The following is a 22,175-nucleotide window of genomic DNA, read 5'->3' on the forward strand; positions in this document are numbered from 1 at the left end:
CCCCCAAGAGTCCACATCGACGGGGAGGTTTGGCACCTCGATGTCGGCTCATCGCATCCTGGGGCTGTAGTCGGTCCCAAGGGTTGGGCTGTTCGCCCATTAAAGCGGTACGCGAGCTGGGTTCAGAACGTCGTGAGACAGTTCGGTCCCTATCCGTCGTGGGCGTAGGAAATTTGAGAGGAGCTGTCCTTAGTACGAGAGGACCGGGATGGACACACCGCTGGTGTACCAGTTGTCTTGCCAAAGGCATCGCTGGGTAGCTATGTGTGGACGGGATAAGTGCTGAAAGCATCTAAGCATGAAGCCCCCCTCAAGATGAGATTTCCCATAGCGTAAGCTAGTAAGATCCCTGAAAGATGATCAGGTTGATAGGTCAGAGGTGGAAGCGTGGCGACATGTGTAGCTGACTGATACTAATCGATCGAGGACTTAACCAAACTTTTAAAAGCGTAAGCTTTACTCAGCAAACTGTTATCTAGTTTTGAGAGAACAAAGCTTTTCAAAAAAGTCTTGCTTTCTTTTGAAAATCATGTATAATATAATATGTCTGGTGGCGATAGCGAAGAGGTCACACCCGTTCCCATACCGAACACGGAAGTTAAGCTCTTTAGCGCCAATGGTAGTTGGGACTTTGTCCCTGTGAGAGTAGGACGTTGCCAGGCATCTGAAAAAGGACTAGCTAAAATAGCTAGTCCTTTTTTATTATTCACAGAGTATAAGCTATCTACATAAAATGGGGTAAATGAACTGCATAAAGAACTTACATCTTGTCGATACTTATTTAGTGGAGGTGGAGAGTAATGGAAAAACAAATTAAAACATGTTCCGTTTGTCATGAACAGCATACAAAGGGTATTGAGGTGTTTTCCAGCTATATATGCCAACACTGCGAGGTAGAGATTGTAGAGGTGGATTCATCTCATTTTCGTTATCAATTGTTAGTAGATCAATTAAAGAGAATATCAGGAGCGTTTTCTTACTAAAGCCCTTTTTTATAAGGGCTTCTTTATATGGCTCAAAAAAATCATCTAAGTTTGTTATAATGAAAGAAAAATGAATTTTGATAGGAAAAATACTTACATATTCTTTTATCAAGTTAACAATGTTATATTTACAAAAAGTAAGGAATGGATGTATGGATACATATTTACCTTTATATAACCGTTTAGTAAGGCACAGCGAAAAGAGGTCACTCTCTTACCACGTGCCCGGCCATAAAAATGGTCAAATTCTGCCTTCACATATTCAGTCTTCTTACGCAGACTTTTTGCAATACGATCTAACAGAAATTAGTGGATTAGATGATTTACATGAAGCAGAATCTGTTATTAAAGAAGCACAAGAGTTAACGGCAAAGTTGTATGGAGTAGATGAAAGCTTTTTTTTAGTTAATGGTTCTACTGTAGGCAATCTCGCCGCGATTTTATCTCTTTGTCAAGAAGGAGATAAAATTGCTGTCCAAAGAGATTCTCATAAATCTATTTTTAATGCTATTGCTTTATCAAAGGCATCACCTATTTTTTTAGCTCCTGAAATAGATTCAAAAACACATCTTAGTACAGGTGTATCCATTAAAACAATTAAAGCGGCTTTAGAGCGTTCTGAGGATATAAAAGCATTTGTATTAACAAATCCTACTTACTACGGGGTGGCGCGAGATTTAAAGGAGACCATTGATTTTATTCATGGCTACAATATTCCTATAATTATTGATGAAGCTCATGGAGCCCATTTTATTTTAGGCAATCCTTTTCCTTCTTCAGCTGTTACGTATGGAGCCGACCTTGTCGTTCAGTCAGCACATAAAACGCTGCCAGCTATGACAATGGGTTCTTATTTACATATGCAAGGAACATTGGTAAATAAGCAAGCCGTGCGGCATTACCTACAAGTACTTCAGTCAAGCAGTCCTTCATACCCTATTATGGCTTCTCTCGATTTGGCACGGTATTATCTGCAACAGTTTACACAGCATGATATCGATAGAATGACTGACAATATTCATTCGTTTGCTGAAAAGATTAATGAGATTGATACACTTTCAACTATTGATGTGGAAACAGATCAAACTGCTACCGACCTTTTGAAAATGACATTGACTTGTTCGGCGGCAACAGGATATCATTTGCAAAAGGAACTGGAAAAGCAAAATATTTATACAGAACTAGCTGACGTTAACTATGTATTGTTTGTTCTACCGTTAAGCAGCAGTTGGGATTTTAATGATACAATTAAGCGGGTTAGACAAGCGGTAGAGAATATACAGCGTAAGTCATATGAAAAACCACTAATCAAACCATTTCGTTTTTCAAGAGCAACGGTTCTCCTGTCTATGGAAGAAAGAAAACTAAGGACAAAGCATATGTGTTCGTTTGAAGAAGCGATTGGGTGTGTAAGCGCACAATTTGTTATTCCATATCCTCCTGGGATTCCTATTTTAATGGAGGGAGAAACGATTACGAGCAATCATATTGACTATATTTTGCATATTCAAAGGTTAAATGGTCATATTCAAGGCGGCTCTTGTATGGAAGAAGGAAAGATAGAAGTATTTAAATAGAGAAAGGAATTTATACATGTCAGGAACGTTTATTACATTCGAAGGGCCAGAGGGTGCTGGTAAGACGACCATCATCCATATGGTTCAACAAAAATTAATACAAGAGGGCTATACCATTGTATTAACAAGAGAGCCTGGAGGCATACGAATTGCTGAACAAATTCGTGAAATCATCTTAAATCCATCTAACACGGAAATGGATGCCAGAACCGAAGCACTTCTTTACGCTGCGGCTAGAAGACAACATCTTGTAGAAAAAGTGATTCCTGAGCTAAATAAAGGGAATATAGTATTATGTGACCGTTTTATTGATAGCTCACTTGCTTATCAAGGAAATGCACGGGGTATAGGTGTAGAAGATATTTTTGCTATCAATCAATTTGCTATTGAGCAAACGATGCCACAGGCTACTTTATACTTTGATATTGAGCCTGAGGTAGGATTAGAAAGAATTAATAAAGGTCGAAAAGATGAGATTAATCGATTAGATTTAGAATCCTTAGACTTTCATTACAAAGTACGAGATGGATATTTATCTCTTTTGAGTGAATTTCCAGAACGTATTCGCCGAATTGATGCAAATCAATCCGTTGAAAAAGTCTGTGCTGAAGCTTATAAACAGATACAATCGATTTTAAAATAAATACAGATGATCGTTATTCTTGCTATACTATTCTTAACAAAAAAGTAAAATGAGGTGTTATTCATGAAATTAGTAATGGCCGTTATTCAAGATTCAGATAGCTCAAAGCTTTTAAATGCACTTGTAGAAAGAGGGTTTCGTTCAACCAAATTATCAAGTACGGGCGGATTTTTAAAATCAGGGAATACAACAATTATGATTGGTACAGATGACCATAAAGTAGATGAAGTACTTGATATTATTAAGGGCCAATGTGAAAACCGCAGACAGATGATTTCTCCTGTGGCACCGATGGGCGGTAATGCAGATTCATACATTCCGTATCCTGTTGAAGTTGAAGTGGGCGGAGCTACAGTATTCGTACTACCAGTAGATCAATTTCATCAATTTTAAGAGAGAAGATTTTAAATAGAAAGTGATGATTGAATGGGAAATACATGGGAACAGCTTGAAGCTCTTCAGCCGAACGTATTAAAGATTTTGCAAAACAGCTTACTTAAAGAGCGAGTTGCTCATGCTTATTTATTTGAAGGAAGCAAAGGAACAGGTAAAAAACAAATTAGTTTTTTGTTTGCTAAAGCACTGTTTTGCCAAAATCCAGTTAATCATAGGCCATGCCATGAGTGCAGTAACTGCCGGCGAATTGATTCAGGTAATCATCCAGATATTCACTTGATTGAGCCAGCTGGTCTATCGATTAAAAAAGAGCAAATTCAATTCTTGCAATCAGAATTCACAAAAACCGGTGTTGAATCTAATAAAAAGTTATATATTGTGAATCATGTTGATAAAATGACAGTAAGCGCAGCAAATAGTTTACTGAAATTTTTAGAAGAGCCTGGCAACGGAACTTATGCAATTTTATTAACAGAAAATATACAGCGCTTATTAGATACGATTATCTCACGTTGCCAAGTAATATCATTTCGATCTCTTACACCAGAACAGTTAGCTGAAAAACTATTAGAAAATGGCCTTTCCGCAGTAGATGCGTCTATCTTGTCTAATTTAACGAACAGTATTGATGAAGCAATTGAATTAAGTAAAGATGAATGGTTTGGACTTGCAATAAAGTTAGTGATACAATTATATGAAGTGTTAACAACGAGACCTCAACAAGCTCTTCTTTTTATTCATGAAAAGTGGGTAACACATTTTAAAGAAAAAGAACAAGCTCATATTGGTTTAACTTTATTGATGCTTCTTTATCGTGATTTGTTGACGCTGCAAGTTGGACAAGAGTCTAAAATCGTCTATCGTCATAAAATAGAAGAATTAAAACAGCAAGCTCTTCAGACAACGCAGGAAAAAGCGATTTATCGCTTAGAGGTTATCTTGAAGGCCAAAAATAAATTAAATTCAAATATGAATCTACAGTTATTAATGGAACAGCTGGTGTTGGATTTGCAGGAGGGATAAAAGCTTGTATGATGTAGTAGGCGTTCGCTTTAAAAAAGCGGGAAAAATATATTATTTTGACCCTGGAGAACTTACAATTCCAGATGGTGAGTTTGTTATTGTAGAAACAGTTCGTGGTGTTGAATTTGGCAGAGTGGTTATTAATAAAAAGCAAGTAAGTGAACACGATGTCGTACTTCCTTTGAAAAAAGTAATCCGCATTGCTGAACAAAAAGACAGGCTGATTGTGGATGAAAATAAACAAGCTGCTAGAGAAGCGTATGACGTATGCGTGCAAAAAATTCAATCACACGATTTAGATATGAAATTAGTAGATGTAGAATATACGTTTGATCGTAATAAAGTCATTTTTTATTTTACAGCAGACGGCCGTATTGATTTTAGAGAGTTAGTTAAAGATTTAGCTGCTATTTTCCGTACGCGAATTGAGCTTCGTCAAATCGGTGTACGAGACGAGGCAAAACTGTTGGGCGGGATAGGTCCTTGTGGACGTATGCTATGTTGTTCAACGTTTTTAGGTGATTTTGAGCCGGTTTCTATTAAGATGGCCAAAGACCAAAACCTATCGCTTAATCCAACGAAAATTTCTGGTTTATGCGGACGTTTGATGTGTTGTTTAAAATATGAAAATGATGAGTATGAAACGGCAAAAGAACAGCTTCCTGATATAGGCTCAACAATTAAAACTTCAGATGGTTCAGGACGTGTAGTGGGTTTGAATATTTTGGAAAGAATTATTCAAGTGGAACTGTCAGATCACGAACAAATTTTAGAGTATACTCTGGATGAGATCAATAATGAAGGTGCTGTTTCGTTTCAAGCCACAGATTAACGAGGTGGGCAAAGGTGGATAAAAAAGAGATTTTTGATTCGGTGACAAACATGGAGGAACAAATTGGTCATTTATATAAGCAGTTAGGTGAGTTGAAAGAGCATCTTGCTGAGCTAATTGAAGAAAATCATCACCTGCAAATAGAAAATGATCATTTGCGCCGTCGCCTTGACCAGACAAACTTCGAAACGAAGCTGAAAAATAGACATTCAAAAGCAAGCGCTCAAACAAAAGAGCAAAAACAAATTGATATCGGAGAAGGATATGACAATTTGGCTCGCCTTTACCAAGAGGGTTTTCATATTTGTAACATTCATTATGGAAGTGTGCGTAAAGATGGAGACTGTTTGTTTTGCTTGTCATTTTTAAATAAAAAGTAACAACACCTCTCCCTTTTGGAGAGGTTCTTTTTATGAGTAAAAGATGTAAATAATAGATGTACAAGGAGAAGAACGATTATGGTTGAGTTATATGGAGATGAACGTTTAGATTATTTATTAGCCGATGAGGAGATGCGCATTATTCAAAGTCCGTCTGTCTTTTCCTTTTCATTGGATGCTGTGCTTTTATCTCACTTTGCTTATGTACCAATTCGTAAAGGTAACTTGGTTGATTTATGTTCAGGAAACGGTGTAATCCCACTGTTTTTATCTAAACGAACAAAGGGAAAAATCATTGGTGTAGAAATTCAAGAGCGACTACACAGTATGGCGCAAAGAAGTATTGCGTATAATCAGCTGGATGGGCAGATTAAAATGATACATGGTGATTTAAAAAATGCACCTCAAGAACTGGGTTATGGAAAATATGATGTTGTAACATGTAATCCTCCTTATTTCACCACATCCAATAAAGAAGAAATAAATGAAAATGAACACTTTGCAATCGCTCGCCACGAAATTCATTGTTCGTTGGAAGATGTGATTAGAGCAAGCAGTCAACTAGTTAAGCAAGGCGGAAAAGTGGCATTAGTTCACCGTCCAGGAAGACTATTAGATATCGTTACGTTAATGAGGCAATACCGTTTAGAGCCAAAGAGACTTCAATTTGTCTATCCTAAAGATGGGAAAGAAGCAAATACACTTTTAATTGAAGGTACGAAGGATGGAAGTCCAGATTTAAAGATTCTTCCTCCGCTGGTGGTCTACCAAGATAACGATGAATATACGGACGAATTAAAAAGGATTTTATATGGAACAAAATAATCATTATTTTTATGTAGTTGAATGCAAGGACTGTACGTATTACGCTGGTTACACAAATAATTTGCAAAGACGTATTTCTGTCCATAATGAAGGGAAAGGGGCAAAATATACGAGAGCAAGAAGGCCTGTTTCATTAATTTGGCATGAGGTGTTTACTTCTAAAACAGAAGCTATGCAAAAAGAGTATTGGTTCAAACAGTTAAGCAGAGTGCAAAAACAGGCTTACATTCGAAGGGAGCAAGAAAAGCAGAATGAAATCACAAAAAAGTTATGATGTATCGAATGAACGAGGCGTTTTATATTTAGTTCCCACTCCTATTGGAAACTTAGAGGATATGACATTTCGTGCGATTCGAATTTTAAAAGAAGTTGATTATATTGCCGCAGAAGATACGAGACAAACGAAAAAACTATGTAACCACTTTGAAATCGATACGCCTATTACAAGTTATCATGAACATAATAAACATACAAAAAGTGAACAGCTGTTAAGCGACTTAGACGGTGAAAAAAATATTGCTTTAGTAAGCGACGCGGGCATGCCTTGTATTTCAGATCCTGGTTATGAGTTAGTGGTAGCTGCCGTTAAAGAAGGATATACGGTTGTTCCGCTACCGGGGCCTAACGCAGCATTAACAGCTTTAATTGCTTCTGGACTACCTACGGGACAGTTTTATTTTTATGGATTTTTAAACAGAAATAAAAAACAGCGTAAAGAACAGCTTCAAGAGCTTCAGTATATTAAGGAAAGCATGATATTTTATGAAGCCCCTCATCGATTAAAAGAAACGCTAAAGAGTATAGAAGAAATTTTAGGGAACCGATCTATTGTGTTATGTAGAGAGTTAACAAAACGCTATGAAGAATTTTTAAGAGGAAGTGTATTAGAAGCAATTGAATGGACAAATGCCACAGATATTAGAGGCGAATTCTGCTTAATTCTTGAAGGGACAAATGAAGAAGCACCAGATGAAAGTAATCTATGGTGGGAACAGCTCACCATTATCGAGCATGTTGATCACTATGTAGAAGAAGGACTTTCAAACAAAGAAGCTATTAAGCAAGTGGCAAAAGACCGAGATGTGTCAAAGCGAGACATTTATAGTGAATATCACGTACATTAAAAAAAGCTGTCTATCATAGACAGCTTTTCTTTTTATTTAGAAGCTTGTAAAGAATCTTGAAGTTCTTTCATGATTTGTTCTGCACCTTCACGGCTTAGAATTAATTTGCCGCTAGCAAGTTGAATGTTATCATCAGATACTTCACCTGTTACTTGGCAAGTCATGTTTGGTTTATACTTTTTTAAGATAATGCGCTCTTCATCTACATAGATTTCTAGAGCATCTTTCTCTGCAATTCCTAATGTACGACGTAATTCAATTGGAATTACTACGCGTCCTAATTCATCAACTTTACGAACAATACCTGTAGATTTCATGTTAATCGTTCTCCTCTCAGTAATCATTTTTCTATGTTATTACTTTCGTCATTATTCGACAATTTCAACGTACTTTCATAATACCAGCGTTTCCAAAACTAGTCAATCATTTTATATGTAAAAAAATGTAGCTGGGAAAAAGTTTTTTTCTCGACTTGTTTACAAGCTAATTGTGACCGTCAGTCAAGGAATGACAAGGGGTTTCATTGGAAAAAAGATTAATCGCCTAAATAGCTTGATATTAACTATTTTGAAGATAGGGTAAATATAATTCGACATAAAACGACAAAATTAGACCTATTTGTCGTTTTCATCAAATTGACTTTTTGAATGGGGGTATATTTTATATAAAAATAGGGCGAAGCTGATACAATTAACAGGATTATTTTTTTGAAAAATAACGATTATTTAAAAATGAAGTGAATCCTTCATATTCCCGTGTATATAGGAAGAGAATGTTTTGAAATTATCATGTAAAATAGTATGATAGATAGTAGAATAAGAAGACAGGGTTTATATGATTACATACATATAAATCAAAATGTTGAAATGGAATGTTGGAGGTTATGAACATGGCAGATGGAAATAATACATTTTACATTACTACGCCGATTTATTATCCGAGTGGTAAATTACATATAGGGCACGCATACACGACGGTAGCGGGAGATGCAATGGCTCGTTATAAACGTTTGAGAGGGTTTGACGTACGCTATTTAACAGGTACAGATGAACATGGTCAAAAAATTCAGCGAAAAGCAGAAGAGAAAAACGTGACACCTCAGCAATACGTAGATGATATTGTCTCTGGAATCAAAGAGCTGTGGGATAAGATGGATATTTCGTATGACGATTTTATCCGTACAACAGAACCAAGACATAAAGAAATCGTGGAAAAGATTTTCGCGCGCCTTTTAGAACAAGGTGATATTTATCTTGATGAGTATGAAGGTTGGTATTCAGTTCCCGATGAAACGTACTATACAGAGCATCAACTAGTAGATCCAATCGTTGAAAATGGAAAAGTTGTAGGCGGAAAAAGCCCGGACAGCGGACACCCTGTAGAGCTCGTTCGAGAAGAGTCCTATTTCTTTAAAATGGGGAAATACGTAGATCGTTTACTAGCTTTTTATGAAGAAAACCCTTCATTTATTCAACCGGAGTCCCGTAAAAACGAAATGATCAATAATTTTATTAAGCCTGGCCTTGAAGACTTAGCTGTTTCTCGTACGACGTTTGATTGGGGGGTAAAAGTTCCAGGTAACCCAAAACACGTTATTTACGTATGGATTGATGCGCTTTCTAACTATATCACCTCTCTTGGGTATGATACAGAGAACGATGAAAACTATCGAAAATACTGGCCGGCTAACGTACATTTAGTAGGAAAAGAAATCGTACGTTTCCATACCATTTATTGGCCAATCATGTTGATGGCACTTGATTTACCACTTCCTAAGAAAGTATTTGCTCACGGCTGGTTATTAATGAAAGATGGAAAGATGTCGAAGTCAAAAGGGAATGTAGTAGACCCAGTGACATTAATTGACCGCTATGGATTAGATGCCCTTCGTTACTACTTACTTCGTGAAGTTCCATTCGGTTCAGACGGTGTATTCACACCAGAAGCGTTTGTTGAACGTATTAACTTTGACTTAGCAAATGACCTTGGCAACCTAGTTAATCGTACAGTGGCGATGATTAATAAGTATTTTGATGGTGTTATTCCGATTTATGAAGGAAATGTAACAGAGTTTGATGCGCATATCGTACAAGCTCAAAAAGATACGGTGAATAAATATAAAGAAGCGATGGAGGATATGGAGTTTTCAGTGGCTCTTGCTTCTATCTGGCAATATGTAAGCCGCACGAATAAATACATTGATGAAACGCAGCCTTGGGCGTTAGCAAAAGATGAGAATAAGCGTGCAGAACTTGCTTCCGTTATGACACATCTAGCTGAATCAATTCGTCACATTGCGGTATTATTACAGCCATTCTTAACACGTACACCTGAGAAAATTTTTGCTCAGATTGGTGTAAAAGAAGATGTATTAAAAACGTGGGAAAGCACGACGCGTTTTAATATGCTTAAAGAAGGCACAAAAGTAGAAAAAGGTGAGCCAATGTTCCCTCGTCTAGATCGAGAAGAAGAGGTAGCGTTTATTAAAGAGCAGATGCAAGGAAGTGCTCCGAAGGAAGAAAAACCTGTTGTGAAGGAAGAGCCTTCTGAAGAGATTACGATTGATGATTTTATGAAAGTAGAATTTCGTGTAGCACAAGTTACTCAAGCAGAACCAGTTAAAAAAGCGGATAAACTATTAAAACTGCAGCTTGATCTGGGCTATGAAAAACGCCAGGTTGTATCAGGCATTGCAAAGTTTTATAAGCCTGAAGAATTAGTAGGCCGAAAAGTGATTTGTGTAACTAACTTAAAACCTGTGAAACTGCGCGGCGAACTATCACAAGGAATGATCTTGGCGGGCGAGGATGAAAATGGTCTTTCACTAGCGAGCGTAGATCAAAACTTAGCAAATGGCACGAAGATAAAATAAGTATAGGTAAAAGGGGTGTTTCACGTGTAACATGCGAGGACCCCCTTTTATTCATGGAAAGGATCGATTAGATGTTATTTGATACACATGTTCATTTAAACGCAGAACAGTATGAAGATGATTTGCAAGAAGTAATTAATCGTGCGTTAGAAAAAGGCGTTCAAAACATGGTAGTTGTCGGATTCGATGAACCTACCATCAAAAAGGCTATTCAAATAGCTGAAACGTATGACTTTATCTATGCTAGTGTAGGATGGCATCCAGTAGATGCAATTGATATGACTGATGAGCACTTAGCTTGGATTGAAGAGTTAGCTCAGCATCCGAAAGTTGTTGCTTTAGGGGAAATGGGATTAGACTACCATTGGGATAAATCACCTAAAGAGGTTCAAAAAGACGTATTTCGCCGTCAAATTCGCTTAGCTCGAAAAGTGAATTTGCCTATTATCATTCATAATCGTGATGCAACGGAAGACGTGGTAACGATTTTAAAAGAAGAGCATGTAGAAGAAGTAGGAGGGATTATGCATTGCTTCACGGGCAGTATTGAAGTAGCGAAGCAGTGTATGGATATGAATATGTATATTTCTTTTGGCGGACCTGTTACCTTTAAAAATGCGAAAAAACCAAAAGAAGTTGCTACAGAGCTTCCTTTAGATAAACTATTAATTGAAACAGACTGTCCTTATCTAACTCCTCATCCATTCCGCGGCAAGCGCAATGAACCTGGTTATGTTTCATACGTAGCAGAGCAAATTGCAGAGTTAAAAGGTATAACGTATGAAGAATTAGCTGATATTACAACAGCTAACGCCAAAAAGCTATTTGGCATTAATGATTAAAACTTTTTCTCATATAACAATCATTTTCGTGTTAAAGTAAAGATAGGCGCAGAGGAGAATGTTATCCTCTGCCTTTTTCAGTTAAAATAACAGGTAGATGCTTTTTAATTTAGTTGATAATAAGATAAAACGTTGATTTCATAGAAGAAAAATGATGTGAGTAACGAGCATTTCATTTTTACTGAAAAGCAAATGAACAAAACTGAATGTTTTGGAGGAAGTAATGAAGATTAAAGAAATTATTGTAGTAGAAGGCCGAGATGACACTGTAGCGATTAAACGTGCAGTGGATGCGGATACCATCGAGACAAATGGATCAGCTGTGAATGAAGAAACCATTGAGAAAGTAAAATTAGCTCAAAAAACAAGAGGCGTGATTATTTTTACAGATCCAGATTATCCAGGACAGCGAATTCGAAATATTGTTTCAGAACGTGTTCCAGGATGTAAACATGCATTCTTAGATAAAGAAGAGGCTCGCCCTAAAAATGGCAAAGGTATTGGAGTTGAACATGCTTCTATTGCGTCTATTCAAAAAGCACTAAAAGATGTGAAGCAAGAGTGGATGGGGGCAGCTATGGAGATTTCTCAAGAGGATTTAATCGTAGCTCGTTTGATAGGAGATAGTAAAGCCAAGTCTCGACGTGAAAGAATAGGGAAGTTATTAAAAATTGGTTATGCCAACGGAAAGCAGCTCCATAAACGATTACAGATGTTCCAAATTTCAAAAGAGGACTTTATCAGAGCTGTTGAGCAGATAAATAAGGAGGAAAAGGGATCGTGTTAAAAGATATTGCAACGCCTAATCGAACCAAGGAAATTTTAAAGAAATACGGTTTTACATTTAAAAAGAGTTTGGGACAAAATTTTTTAATTGATACGAATATTTTACATCGTATTGTTGATCATGCTGAAATAACAGAAGAAACGGGAGCTATTGAAATTGGACCTGGTATCGGGGCCTTAACTGAACAGCTAGCAAAGCGCGCAAAAAAAGTACTGGCATTTGAAATCGATCAGCGTCTGCTTCCTATTTTAGCTGATACTCTTTCTCCTTACCCAAATGCAAAAGTTATTCATCAAGATGTGTTAAAAGCGGATTTAAAAGGGACGCTCGAACAAGAATTCGAAAACATAGAAGATTTAATGGTCGTTGCGAATTTACCCTATTACGTGACGACACCCATTTTGATGAAATTATTAGAAGAGCAAATTCCGGTACGTGGAATCGTCGTTATGCTTCAAAAAGAAGTTGCCGACCGTATAGCAGCCAAACCGGGGACAAAGGATTACGGTTCACTTTCTATTGCGATTCAATACTATACAGAGGCTGAGACGGTTATGATTGTGCCTAAAACAGTGTTTAATCCGCAGCCTAATGTAGATTCAGCTGTTATTCGGCTGCTGAGAAGACCGAAGCCAGCGGTAGAAGTACAAGATGAAGCATTCTTTTTCCAAGTTGTACGAGCAAGTTTTGGACAGCGAAGAAAAACAATTTTAAACAATTTAGTGAATAACTTGCCCAATGGGAAGCAGAAAAAAGCAGACATTGAGCAAGCACTTGCAACTGCTGAAATTGATCCGAAAAGAAGAGGCGAAACGCTGTCTATTCAAGAATTCGGAACGTTAAGTGACCAACTTTTAAAATCATTTCGCTAAATCATCACATTTTTATCATGAAGTCATAGGCTATGAAGAGAATTTATTTTTGAAGTAGCAAAGACGGAGTGAAGCATATGAACATCAAAATTGGTGATATAGTTACACGACCTTCTTATCAAAGAGATTTGCTTTTTCGTGTTATAGCTATTAATGACAGCGAAGCGGGGAAATATGCGACTTTAATAGGAGAAGACGTTCGGTTGATTGCCGACGCTCCTTGTACAGATTTAGAGGTTGTGGATGCTAAAGAACAGGATCAAAGAAAAAAACAAGAAGAAGAACTTTTAGAAAGATCCTTGGAGCTTATTCAACAGGATTATCGGCTCGTTCGAGAGAAAACTGAATATAGCATGACAAATGGATACAGCCATTCACATCGCTTATTTCAAATTCCTGGAAAGGTCCTGCACGTAGACGGAGACCCTAATTATTTGCGTAAATGTTTGCTGGTTTACGAAAAAATTGGTGTTCCTGTTTATGGTGTTCATTGCGTAGAGTCAGAAATGCCGGAGAAAGTTGGAAAGCTAATTGAGGATGTAAGACCCGATATTCTGGTGCTGACAGGGCATGATGCCTATTCCAAAGGAAAAGGAAATAAAGATGATCTCCTTGCTTATAGACATTCCAAGCACTATATTCAAACAGTCCAAGAAGCAAGAAAAAGAGTTGGTAATTTAGATCAGCTGGTGATTTTTGCAGGTGCCTGTCAATCGCATTTTGAATTGTTGATTCAAGCTGGAGCAAACTTTGCTAGTTCACCTTCACGTGTAAATATTCATGCGCTTGACCCTGTGTATGTAGTAGCAAAACTAAGTTTTACTCCTTTCACGGATCGTATTAATGTATGGGACGTCTTACGTAATACATTAACGGGTGCTAAAGGTTTAGGAGGAGTAGAAACAAAAGGGCTGCTTCGCACGGGCATGCCTTATGAAAGCGATGAGTAGAAATAAAAACAACTGGTTACAGCATGTACACGCATGATGTGCAACCAGTTGTTTTTTCGTATGAAGCCAAAGTATACGCTTAATTACACAAAATCATTTTCAATATTTGCTAAAGATATACATATTTCGTTGAAAAACGAGCATACTAACAGCGAAATGTAGATTCATGTTGAAAATTATTTATTGACACAATTAGAGATAGATTGTTATAATTTTATGTTTTTGACTATTTTTCTAACATGTGTTACACTATACATAGTGAGGTGGACCAATATGGCGAAAACTTTGTCTGATATTAAGCAAGCGCTGGATTTGCACCTAGGCCAACGATTAACTTTAAAAGCAAACGGTGGTCGTAGAAAAACAGTAGAACGTTCAGGTGTATTAACAGAAACGTACCCATCTGTTTTTATCGTTGAATTAGATCAAGAGGAAAACTCTTTGGAGCGCGTTTCGTATAGTTACGCAGATGTGTTAACGGAAACAGTGCAACTAAAATTTTTCTAAGAATGACATAGGCAATATAGCAAGTGGTGATGAGCAGTGGACATTGGTTTACTGCTTTTTTATTGGTCTTTTTTTCAAATTATATATGCATTATTTTTTATACATACTATACATATCGTCCTCGCGTTTCTTATGTAAAAGAGCGAGGAGATTCAGGTTGAAATTTCATTTTATACGTAAAGGAGCCATGTGCAATGTCAAGGCGTAGAGGGATTATGTCATCGAAGCTGAAAGAAGAACTGGCTAAAGAACTTGGTTTTTACGATACTGTACAAGCAGAAGGTTGGGGCGCTATTCGGGCAAAAGACGCAGGCAATATGGTGAAGCGAGCTGTAGAGCTTGCACAGCAGCAGCTAAAGCAATAGCATAGTGAAAATCAATGCTTATACGATTATTTAAAGTGAAATGAGGAAAACCGAAGTGTATAACCGCTTCGGTTTTTTTGTCCCAAAATGAAAGATAAAACAGAGGATTAAACAAAGATGTTTAAATGAACAGCTATATCTTATTCATTTTATGATAAAATAGCGTTAAACTCGATAAGATGAAGTAGGTGAAGTAAGTTGAAATTAATGGTGAAAGCACCGGCTAAAATAAATTTGTCACTTGATGTGTTACATAAACGTCCAGATGGTTACCATGAAGTTAAGATGATTATGACAACAATTGATTTAGCGGACAGAATTGAACTTTCTGATCGTGAAGATGGACGAATTGTTATTTATTCTCATAATCGCTTTGTTCCAGATGACCAGCGAAATCTCGCTTATCAGGCAGCGCAGATTTTGAAGCGACGTTATAACATTTCAAAAGGTGTAAATATATTAATTGATAAACATATTCCAGTAGCTGCTGGATTAGCTGGAGGCAGCAGTGACGCGGCTGCTACATTACGCGGTTTAAATACGTTATGGGAATTAGGGTTATCATTAGACACACTTGCAGAAATAGGGGCTGAGATTGGCTCTGACGTATCTTTTTGCGTGTACGGAGGGACAGCTCTTGCTACAGGGCGCGGAGAGATTGTAGAGCATATTGAGGCACCTCCAAGCTGCTGGGTGATTTTGGCTAAGCCTGAAATAGGTGTTTCTACAGCAGATGTATACCGAAATTTAAAAATTGAAGAGATGAATCATCCCAAAGTAGATGAGATGATTCATGCGATACAATCAGGAAATTATGATCAAATGTGTAGCCTTGTAGGAAATGTATTAGAAGCAGTAACGCTGAAAATGCATCCGGAAGTAGCTCTCATTAAAGAACAAATAAAGCGTTTTGGCGCCGACGCTGTGCTCATGAGCGGCAGTGGGCCAACTGTATTTGGACTTGTACAGCATGATTCACGTATGCATCGCATTTATAACGGATTACGTGGATTTTGTGATAAAGTTTATGCAGTTAGGCTACTTGGTGAACGAATAACGCTTGAATAAATCCGTATGTTAATGTTATATTTACATTACAATATTCGGATTTTCAGGAGGATGTTATGAAGTTTCGACGTAGTGGACGATTAATTGATATGACCAACTATTTCATTCAAAACCCTCAGCGCCTTATCCCTCTTACGTATTTTGCAGATAAATATGATTCCGCAAAATCATCTATTAGCGAAGATATGGCGATTATTAAACAAACTTTTGAGCAGCAGGGTATCGGAACTTTGGTTACGCTACCAGGAGCTGCCGGCGGAGTTAAATTCATTCCAAAGATGACGAATGAAGAAGCCGGTCAGCTTGTTCAAGAATTATGTGGGTTGATTGAAAAACCTGAGCGCTTACTGCCAGGTGGATATTTATATTTAACTGATATTTTAGGAAACCCTCGCGTTGTGAATAAAATCGGTCGCTTATATGCATCGCTTTTTGCTAACCGCAAAATCGATGTTGTGATGACTGTAGCGACAAAAGGTATTCCGATTGCGTATGCGGTTGCTCAGTATTTAGATGTGCCGGTTGTTATTGTACGCAGAGACAGCAAAGTAACCGAGGGGTCGACTGTTAGTATTAACTACGTGTCGGGTTCATCTAAGCGTATTCAAACGATGCTGTTAGCTAAAAGAAGTTTAGCAGTAGGATCAAATGTGCTCATCATTGATGACTTCATGAAAGCTGGCGGTACCGTAAACGGAATGGTTAGCTTACTTGAAGAGTTCGATGCAACTGTTGCTGGTATTGGAGTCTTAGTTGAATCAGAAGATATTGAAGAACGTTTAGTGGATGAGTATGTGTCTCTTGTACAGTTGAAAGATGTAAATATCAAAGATAAACAAATTCGTGTACAGGAAGGCAATTACTTAAAATATATTTGATCAAGTAAGGGAGAGGAACATATGTTACAGGTTCAAACAAAAAATGCACCGCAAGCTATTGGTCCATATTCACAGGGAATTGTTGTGAATAACTTGTTTTACAGTTCAGGTCAAATTCCACTTCGTCCAGATGGTACATTGGTCGAAGGCGATGTTCAAGTACAAGCTACTCAAGTATTTGAAAATTTAAAAGCAGTTCTTGAAGAAGCTGGAGCTTCTTTAAATACAGTTGTAAAGGCAACCGTATTCATCAAAGATATGAATGACTTTGCAGCGTTAAATGAAGTCTATGGTGACTACTTCGGGGACCATAAGCCGGCACGTTCATGTGTAGAAGTAGCGAGATTGCCAAAAGATGTACTTGTTGAAATTGAAGTTATTGCGCTAGTTAAAGGGTAATAAAATTAACAAATTTCTAACAAAAAGCAAGTAACTTCCAATTGTTCACTTTTTTTGCGAAAATTTTCTAAAAATTTTTTCTGAATAGCAGGAAAACACAAAATTCTGTGGAATTAAGTATGTAAAGCTTCGCATAGAAAAAGGTGGTGAACAAGATGGAAGTAACTGACGTAAGATTACGCCGCGTGAACACTGAAGGACGTATGAGAGCGATTGCTTCAATCACATTAGATGGTGAATTTGTTGTTCATGATATTCGTGTGATTGATGGTAATAATGGCTTATTTGTAGCCATGCCAAGTAAACGTACACCGGATGGTGAGTTCCGTGATATTGCACATCCAATCAATTCAAATACTCGCGGAAAGATTCAAGATGCTGTTTTAGCAGAATATCATCGTTTAGGTGAGGTAGAAGTTGAATTCGAAGAAGCGGGTGCTTCGTAAACATATGATACATTAAGAGTCTACTGAAAAGTAGGCTCTTTTCTTTTTGTTTGTCACTTATATAATTTCACACCTTTGTAAAACTTTAGCATTACCAAAAAATAAAATTCATGACTTATAAATGATTCCTTGAAATGCTGTCATTTTTGATATAATATTCTTAATGGATAAAAAGGTAAAATTGGAGGCCTGTTATGTCAAAAAGATATGCAGTCATATTGGCAGCTGGTCAGGGTACACGTATGAAGTCATCTTTATATAAAGTGTTACACCCTGTGTGTGGCAAACCGATGGTGCAACACGTAATTGATCAGTTATCACGCTTGGATTTAACAAATTTAATTACAGTTGTAGGTCACGGTGCCGAAAAAGTGAAATCACATGTTGGAGATAAAAGCTTATTTGCTTTACAAGAAGAGCAGTTAGGAACAGCTCATGCAGTAATGCAAGCAGAATCTTTACTTGCACATGAAAAAGGTACGACAATTGTTGTATGTGGAGATACTCCGCTTATTACAGCTGAAACAATTGAATCTTTATTAAAGCATCATGAAGCAACAAATGCAATGGCAACTATTTTAACAGCTCATGCAGAAGATCCAACAGGATATGGACGCATTATTCGAAATGAACAAGGGTCTGTTGAAAAGATTGTTGAGCATAAAGATGCCACGGAACAAGAGCGTCTTGTACAGGAAATTAATACTGGTACGTATTGTTTTGATAATGAGAAATTATTTGAGACCCTTTCAAAAGTTTCAAATGATAATGTACAGGGAGAGTACTATTTACCTGATGTTATCGAAATTCTAAAGAATGAAGGTCAAATTATTTCTGCATATCAAACATCCGATTTTGCTGAAACACTGGGCGTTAATGATCGATTTGCTCTGTCTCAAGCAGAAGAAACAATGAAAAAGCGTATCAACAAGCAGCATATGTTAAATGGAGTGACGATTGTAGATCCTTCTAACACGTACATTTCAGCAGAGGCTGTCATCGGCAGAGATACGGTTGTTTATCCGGGTACGGTTATTCAAGGAACAGTTGAAATTGGAGAGAATTGTGAAGTAGGGCCTAACAGTGAAATTAAAGACTGTAAAATAGGTAATAATACTTCTATTCGCCATTCTGTTGCTCACGATAGTGAAATTGGTCACGAAGTTACAATTGGCCCATTTGCACATATTCGTCCTCAGTCACTAATCGGAGATGAAGTGCGCGTAGGAAACTTTGTAGAAATTAAAAAAGCATCTTTTGGAAAAGGTAGCAAAGCTTCTCATTTAAGTTATATTGGAGACGCAGAGGTCGGAAAAGGTGTAAACTTAGGGTGCGGATCTATTACAGTTAACTACGATGGGAAAAATAAATTTTTAACAAAGATTGAAGATGGGGCATTCGTAGGATGTAACTCAAACTTAATTGCACCTGTAACAATTGGTGAAGGAGCCTATGTTGCAGCTGGTTCAACCGTAACGGATGATGTGCCAGGAAAAGCATTATCAATTGCTCGTGCGAAACAAGTAAATAAAGAAAACTATGCTGAAAAGCTTGATATTAATAAAAAATCCTGACGGAGGTTTCACAATAAAATGTCAAATGTATATGCTGATGAAAATTTAAAGTTATTTACGCTAAATTCAAACAAGGCTTTAGCTGAAGAGATCGCAAAAGTAATTGGTGTGGAGTTAGGTAAATGTTCGGTTGATCGTTTTAGTGACGGTGAAATTCAAATTAACATTGAAGAAAGTATCCGTGGTTGTGACGTATTTATCATTCAATCAACAAGTGCTCCAGTTAACGAACACTTAATGGAATTATTAATTATGATTGATGCATTAAAACGTGCATCAGCTAAAACAATTAACATTGTTATGCCCTACTATGGCTATGCTCGTCAGGATCGTAAAGCTCGTGCACGTGAACCAATCACTGCCAAATTAGCAGCGAATATCATTGAAAAAGCGGGAGCTACTCGTATTATCACATTAGATTTACACGCTCCTCAAATTCAAGGTTTCTTCGATATTCCAATTGACCACTTAGTAGGTGTTCCAATTTTAGGTGAATACTTCAAGAGTAAAAACCTTGATGACGTTGTTGTTGTATCTCCGGACCACGGTGGCGTAACGCGTGCTCGCCGTTTAGCGGAACGTCTAAAAGCGCCGATCGCTATCATTGACAAACGTCGCCCACGTCCAAACGTAGCAGAAGTTATGAACATTGTTGGACAAGTGGAAGGAAAAACAGCAATCTTGATTGATGACATGATTGATACAGCTGGTACAATTACAATTGGTGCAAGTGCATTAATTGAAGCAGGTGCAAAAGAAGTATATGCTTGTTGTACACACCCAGTGCTTTCAGGCCCTGCGATTGAGCGTATTCAAAACTCTACAATCAAAGAGCTAGCTGTAACAAACTCTATTGCTTTAACAGAAGATAAGAAAATTGATAAAGTAACAGAACTTTCAGTAGCTCCGTTAATCGGTGAAGCGATTATTCGTGTTCACGAAGAGCAATCAGTTAGTACATTATTTGATTGATAAACAGAACCTCTTTTCATTTGGAAAGAGGTTTTTTTGAAAAAAATTTAAATGTACTAACCCTTGATTTTAAAGCGCTTTGGACGGAAGGAACAAAGATATATTACTGTTCAAACCGGGTTTCATGTTTAGCAACCTTCTAAAAAGGGTACATTTTAAGTAGAAAACATACTGGAAGGTGAATAAAATGAGTATTTCAATTCAAGCAAATAAAAGAACGGATTTCAAAAATTCTACAAATAGAAAGATTCGCGACGAAGGAAACTTCCCAGCGGTTGTTTACGGAAATAAAACAGAATCCACACCTATTTACTTAAACAGTGCTGATTTTATTAAGACTATTCGTGAAGCAGGACGCAATGGAGTGTTAACATTACAAGTGGATAAGCAAAAATATTCCGTAATGTTACATGATATTCAAACCGATCCATTAAAAAACGAAATTATCCACGCCGATTTCCAAGTGGTCGACATGAAGAAAGAAATTGATACTGAAGTTTCTATATCTCTAGTAGGAGAAGCAAAAGGAACAAAAGAAGGCGGCGTATTACAGCAGTCTCTATATGAAATTTCATTAAAAGGCTTGCCGCAAGATATCCCATCATCTATTGATGTAGATGTATCAGATTTAGGAATTAATGATACAATCACAGTAGCGGATATTAAGGTAGATAAAAAGCTAGAAATTACGCATGATGCAGAAGATACAGTTGCTTCTGTACTACCTCCTCAACAGGAAGAAGAGCCGGACAGCGGCGAAGTTCAGGATGCTGAAGGCGATGTTGAAGCAACAAAAGAAAAAGATAACGAAGAATAATATAAAAAGACGTAACCAAAAGGTTACGTCTTTTTGTGTGAATTGATTATAATAAAAGTGATACTATATAGTAATGTAAAATATTAAAGGCATTTACCTATTATGTACAACTTATATAGAGTGGAAAGGAGTATCTATTTTGAAATTAATCGTTGGTTTAGGAAATCCTGGAAAAGAATATGACCGTACTCGTCATAACATAGGATTTATGGCAATTGATAAAATTGCTGAACAGTTTATGATTTCATTAGATAAAACAAAGTTTAACGGAATATATGGAACAGGTATAATAAAAGGAGAAAAAGTTATATTATTAAAGCCTCTAACATATATGAATTTATCAGGAGAAAGTATTCGCCCGTTAATGGACTATTTTGATATAGACGTCGAAGACTTGCTTGTTATTTACGATGACTTAGATTTACCGTGCGGAAAAGTAAGATTGCGTACAAAAGGAAGTCCAGGCGGCCATAACGGAATAAAATCAATTATTCAGCATTTAAAAACCCAAGAGTTTAACCGAATTCGTATTGGAATTGATCGTCCGAAAAACGGTATGAAAGTAGTTGATTACGTACTAGGGCGCTTTACAGAAGATGAAATGGTTCATATGGAAGAAGCGATGAAAACGTCTGTACACGCGAGTGAAGATTTTTTAGGTAAACCGTTCTTAGAAGTAATGAATCGCTATAATTAAGTAGAATAAAATTTCTCTCAATCGTCCATACTAACACTAAAAGATTTGGGAGGATTTGTATGTCTATTCATTATTTCTGTAGACATTGTGGCGCAAAAGTCGGTATGATAGAAAAGACAGCTCACAATACAGAAGCACTCGGTTTTAATCACCTGACCGCAGATGAACGAAAAGACTTTATTCACTACCATAATAGTGGAGATATCGTGGTTAAAATTATTTGTGAAGACTGTCAAGAAGCGCTAGAACGAAATCCAGACTATCATCAGTACGAAACATTTATACAATAAAAAGCTTTGGTCTCAAACCAAAGCGTTTTTCTGTTTAGTTTAGACATATCATGGGA

At 37.1% G+C, this 22,175-nt stretch carries 27 protein-coding genes and 2 rRNA genes (1 of these 29 cut by a window edge); 28 read left to right on the plus strand and 1 reads right to left on the minus strand.

What is annotated here, in order from left to right; all coding sequences use genetic code 11:
* The 12 genes from LIS78_RS00225 to rsmI all read left to right on the plus strand — a co-directional run.
* Positions 1 to 437 (plus strand): 23S ribosomal RNA (locus tag LIS78_RS00225); it begins 2,497 nt to the left of the window's first position.
* A gap of 109 nt (positions 438 to 546) precedes the next feature.
* Positions 547 to 662 (plus strand): 5S ribosomal RNA (gene rrf, locus LIS78_RS00230).
* Positions 663 to 800: 138 nt separating this feature from the next.
* Positions 801 to 983, plus strand: a complete 183-nt coding sequence (locus LIS78_RS00235; RefSeq protein WP_195781485.1) for a sigma factor G inhibitor Gin — start codon at positions 801 to 803, stop codon at positions 981 to 983.
* 152 nt (positions 984 to 1,135) lie between these two features.
* Positions 1,136 to 2,560: an aminotransferase class I/II-fold pyridoxal phosphate-dependent enzyme gene (locus tag LIS78_RS00240; protein WP_195781484.1), complete on the plus strand. Its 1,425-nt coding sequence runs from the start codon at positions 1,136 to 1,138 to the stop codon at positions 2,558 to 2,560.
* A gap of 16 nt (positions 2,561 to 2,576) precedes the next feature.
* The gene (tmk, locus tag LIS78_RS00245; protein ID WP_057237537.1) at positions 2,577 to 3,203 is read left to right on the plus strand and encodes a dTMP kinase; all 627 of its coding nucleotides are present in this window, start codon (positions 2,577 to 2,579) and stop codon (positions 3,201 to 3,203) included.
* 63 nt (positions 3,204 to 3,266) lie between these two features.
* Complete coding sequence (gene darA / locus LIS78_RS00250; RefSeq protein ID WP_013054845.1) at positions 3,267 to 3,596, plus strand: cyclic di-AMP receptor DarA; 330 nt, start codon at positions 3,267 to 3,269, stop codon at positions 3,594 to 3,596.
* A 33-nt stretch (positions 3,597 to 3,629) separates the two neighbouring features.
* The gene (gene holB / locus LIS78_RS00255) at positions 3,630 to 4,622 is read left to right on the plus strand and encodes a DNA polymerase III subunit delta' (protein ID WP_252284524.1); all 993 of its coding nucleotides are present in this window, start codon (positions 3,630 to 3,632) and stop codon (positions 4,620 to 4,622) included.
* 4 nt (positions 4,623 to 4,626) lie between these two features.
* Entirely contained in the window at positions 4,627 to 5,454 is an 828-nt protein-coding gene (locus tag LIS78_RS00260; protein WP_013054847.1) for a PSP1 domain-containing protein, read from the plus strand.
* Between the two features lie 14 nt (positions 5,455 to 5,468).
* A complete protein-coding gene (gene yabA, locus LIS78_RS00265) occupies positions 5,469 to 5,834 on the plus strand; it encodes a DNA replication initiation control protein YabA (protein WP_013054848.1) in 366 nt (121 codons plus the stop codon).
* A 78-nt stretch (positions 5,835 to 5,912) separates the two neighbouring features.
* Entirely contained in the window at positions 5,913 to 6,659 is a 747-nt protein-coding gene (locus tag LIS78_RS00270) for a tRNA1(Val) (adenine(37)-N6)-methyltransferase (RefSeq protein ID WP_013054849.1), read from the plus strand.
* Positions 6,646 to 6,933, plus strand: a complete 288-nt coding sequence (locus LIS78_RS00275; RefSeq protein WP_195781482.1) for a GIY-YIG nuclease family protein — start codon at positions 6,646 to 6,648, stop codon at positions 6,931 to 6,933. Before LIS78_RS00270 ends, LIS78_RS00275 begins: the two co-directional genes overlap by 14 nt.
* A complete protein-coding gene (gene rsmI, locus LIS78_RS00280) occupies positions 6,911 to 7,783 on the plus strand; it encodes a 16S rRNA (cytidine(1402)-2'-O)-methyltransferase (RefSeq protein ID WP_028410355.1) in 873 nt (290 codons plus the stop codon). The genes LIS78_RS00275 and rsmI overlap by 23 nt, the downstream gene beginning before the upstream one ends.
* 32 nt (positions 7,784 to 7,815) lie before the next feature.
* On the opposite strand, the gene abrB is transcribed toward rsmI, so the two are convergent.
* On the minus strand, positions 7,816 to 8,106 hold the full coding sequence (gene abrB / locus LIS78_RS00285; protein ID WP_170836841.1) for a transition state genes transcriptional regulator AbrB: 291 nt from the start codon (positions 8,104 to 8,106) through the stop codon (positions 7,816 to 7,818).
* Positions 8,107 to 8,672: 566 nt separating this feature from the next.
* On the opposite strand from abrB, the gene metG reads away from it, so the two are divergent.
* From metG to fin, 16 genes are all read left to right on the plus strand, one after another.
* The gene (gene metG, locus LIS78_RS00290) at positions 8,673 to 10,655 is read left to right on the plus strand and encodes a methionine--tRNA ligase (protein WP_252284525.1); all 1,983 of its coding nucleotides are present in this window, start codon (positions 8,673 to 8,675) and stop codon (positions 10,653 to 10,655) included.
* Between the two features lie 71 nt (positions 10,656 to 10,726).
* On the plus strand, positions 10,727 to 11,497 hold the full coding sequence (locus tag LIS78_RS00295; RefSeq protein WP_025753152.1) for a TatD family hydrolase: 771 nt from the start codon (positions 10,727 to 10,729) through the stop codon (positions 11,495 to 11,497).
* A 223-nt stretch (positions 11,498 to 11,720) separates the two neighbouring features.
* The gene (rnmV, locus tag LIS78_RS00300; RefSeq protein ID WP_013081337.1) at positions 11,721 to 12,284 is read left to right on the plus strand and encodes a ribonuclease M5; all 564 of its coding nucleotides are present in this window, start codon (positions 11,721 to 11,723) and stop codon (positions 12,282 to 12,284) included.
* Positions 12,278 to 13,156 carry a 16S rRNA (adenine(1518)-N(6)/adenine(1519)-N(6))-dimethyltransferase RsmA gene (gene rsmA, locus LIS78_RS00305; protein ID WP_195781480.1) on the plus strand — a complete coding sequence of 293 codons (879 nt, stop codon included), beginning with the start codon at positions 12,278 to 12,280 and terminating at the stop codon, positions 13,154 to 13,156. Before rnmV ends, rsmA begins: the two co-directional genes overlap by 7 nt.
* A 77-nt stretch (positions 13,157 to 13,233) precedes the next feature.
* Positions 13,234 to 14,106, plus strand: coding sequence for a sporulation peptidase YabG (yabG, locus tag LIS78_RS00310; protein ID WP_025601509.1), 873 nt, complete (start codon positions 13,234 to 13,236; stop codon positions 14,104 to 14,106).
* A 273-nt stretch (positions 14,107 to 14,379) separates the two neighbouring features.
* The gene (gene veg, locus LIS78_RS00315) at positions 14,380 to 14,613 is read left to right on the plus strand and encodes a biofilm formation stimulator Veg (protein WP_013054859.1); all 234 of its coding nucleotides are present in this window, start codon (positions 14,380 to 14,382) and stop codon (positions 14,611 to 14,613) included.
* Positions 14,614 to 14,807: 194 nt separating this feature from the next.
* Positions 14,808 to 14,978, plus strand: a complete 171-nt coding sequence (locus LIS78_RS00320) for a small, acid-soluble spore protein, alpha/beta type (RefSeq protein ID WP_013054860.1) — start codon at positions 14,808 to 14,810, stop codon at positions 14,976 to 14,978.
* A gap of 198 nt (positions 14,979 to 15,176) precedes the next feature.
* Positions 15,177 to 16,046 (plus strand): 4-(cytidine 5'-diphospho)-2-C-methyl-D-erythritol kinase, encoded by an 870-nt coding sequence (gene ispE, locus LIS78_RS00325; RefSeq protein WP_195781479.1) that lies wholly within the window; start codon positions 15,177 to 15,179, stop codon positions 16,044 to 16,046.
* A 56-nt stretch (positions 16,047 to 16,102) separates the two neighbouring features.
* Positions 16,103 to 16,924, plus strand: a complete 822-nt coding sequence (purR, locus tag LIS78_RS00330) for a pur operon repressor (RefSeq protein WP_195781478.1) — start codon at positions 16,103 to 16,105, stop codon at positions 16,922 to 16,924.
* A gap of 21 nt (positions 16,925 to 16,945) precedes the next feature.
* The gene (locus LIS78_RS00335) at positions 16,946 to 17,323 is read left to right on the plus strand and encodes a RidA family protein (protein ID WP_013054863.1); all 378 of its coding nucleotides are present in this window, start codon (positions 16,946 to 16,948) and stop codon (positions 17,321 to 17,323) included.
* 155 nt (positions 17,324 to 17,478) lie between these two features.
* Positions 17,479 to 17,769, plus strand: coding sequence for a septation regulator SpoVG (gene spoVG / locus LIS78_RS00340; protein ID WP_013054864.1), 291 nt, complete (start codon positions 17,479 to 17,481; stop codon positions 17,767 to 17,769).
* Between the two features lie 194 nt (positions 17,770 to 17,963).
* Entirely contained in the window at positions 17,964 to 19,343 is a 1,380-nt protein-coding gene (glmU, locus tag LIS78_RS00345) for a bifunctional UDP-N-acetylglucosamine diphosphorylase/glucosamine-1-phosphate N-acetyltransferase GlmU (protein ID WP_195781477.1), read from the plus strand.
* 18 nt (positions 19,344 to 19,361) lie between these two features.
* Positions 19,362 to 20,315, plus strand: a complete 954-nt coding sequence (locus LIS78_RS00350; protein ID WP_013054866.1) for a ribose-phosphate diphosphokinase — start codon at positions 19,362 to 19,364, stop codon at positions 20,313 to 20,315.
* Positions 20,316 to 20,502: 187 nt separating this feature from the next.
* Complete coding sequence (locus tag LIS78_RS00355) at positions 20,503 to 21,132, plus strand: 50S ribosomal protein L25/general stress protein Ctc (RefSeq protein ID WP_195781476.1); 630 nt, start codon at positions 20,503 to 20,505, stop codon at positions 21,130 to 21,132.
* A 139-nt stretch (positions 21,133 to 21,271) separates the two neighbouring features.
* On the plus strand, positions 21,272 to 21,829 hold the full coding sequence (gene pth / locus LIS78_RS00360) for an aminoacyl-tRNA hydrolase (protein ID WP_052500310.1): 558 nt from the start codon (positions 21,272 to 21,274) through the stop codon (positions 21,827 to 21,829).
* Positions 21,830 to 21,888: 59 nt separating this feature from the next.
* Complete coding sequence (gene fin, locus LIS78_RS00365) at positions 21,889 to 22,119, plus strand: anti-sigma-F factor Fin (protein WP_013054869.1); 231 nt, start codon at positions 21,889 to 21,891, stop codon at positions 22,117 to 22,119.
* Positions 22,120 to 22,175 lie beyond the last annotated feature (56 nt).

Source organism: Priestia megaterium, assembly GCF_023824195.1.
Taxonomy (GTDB): Bacteria; Bacillota; Bacilli; order Bacillales; family Bacillaceae_H; genus Priestia; species Priestia megaterium_D.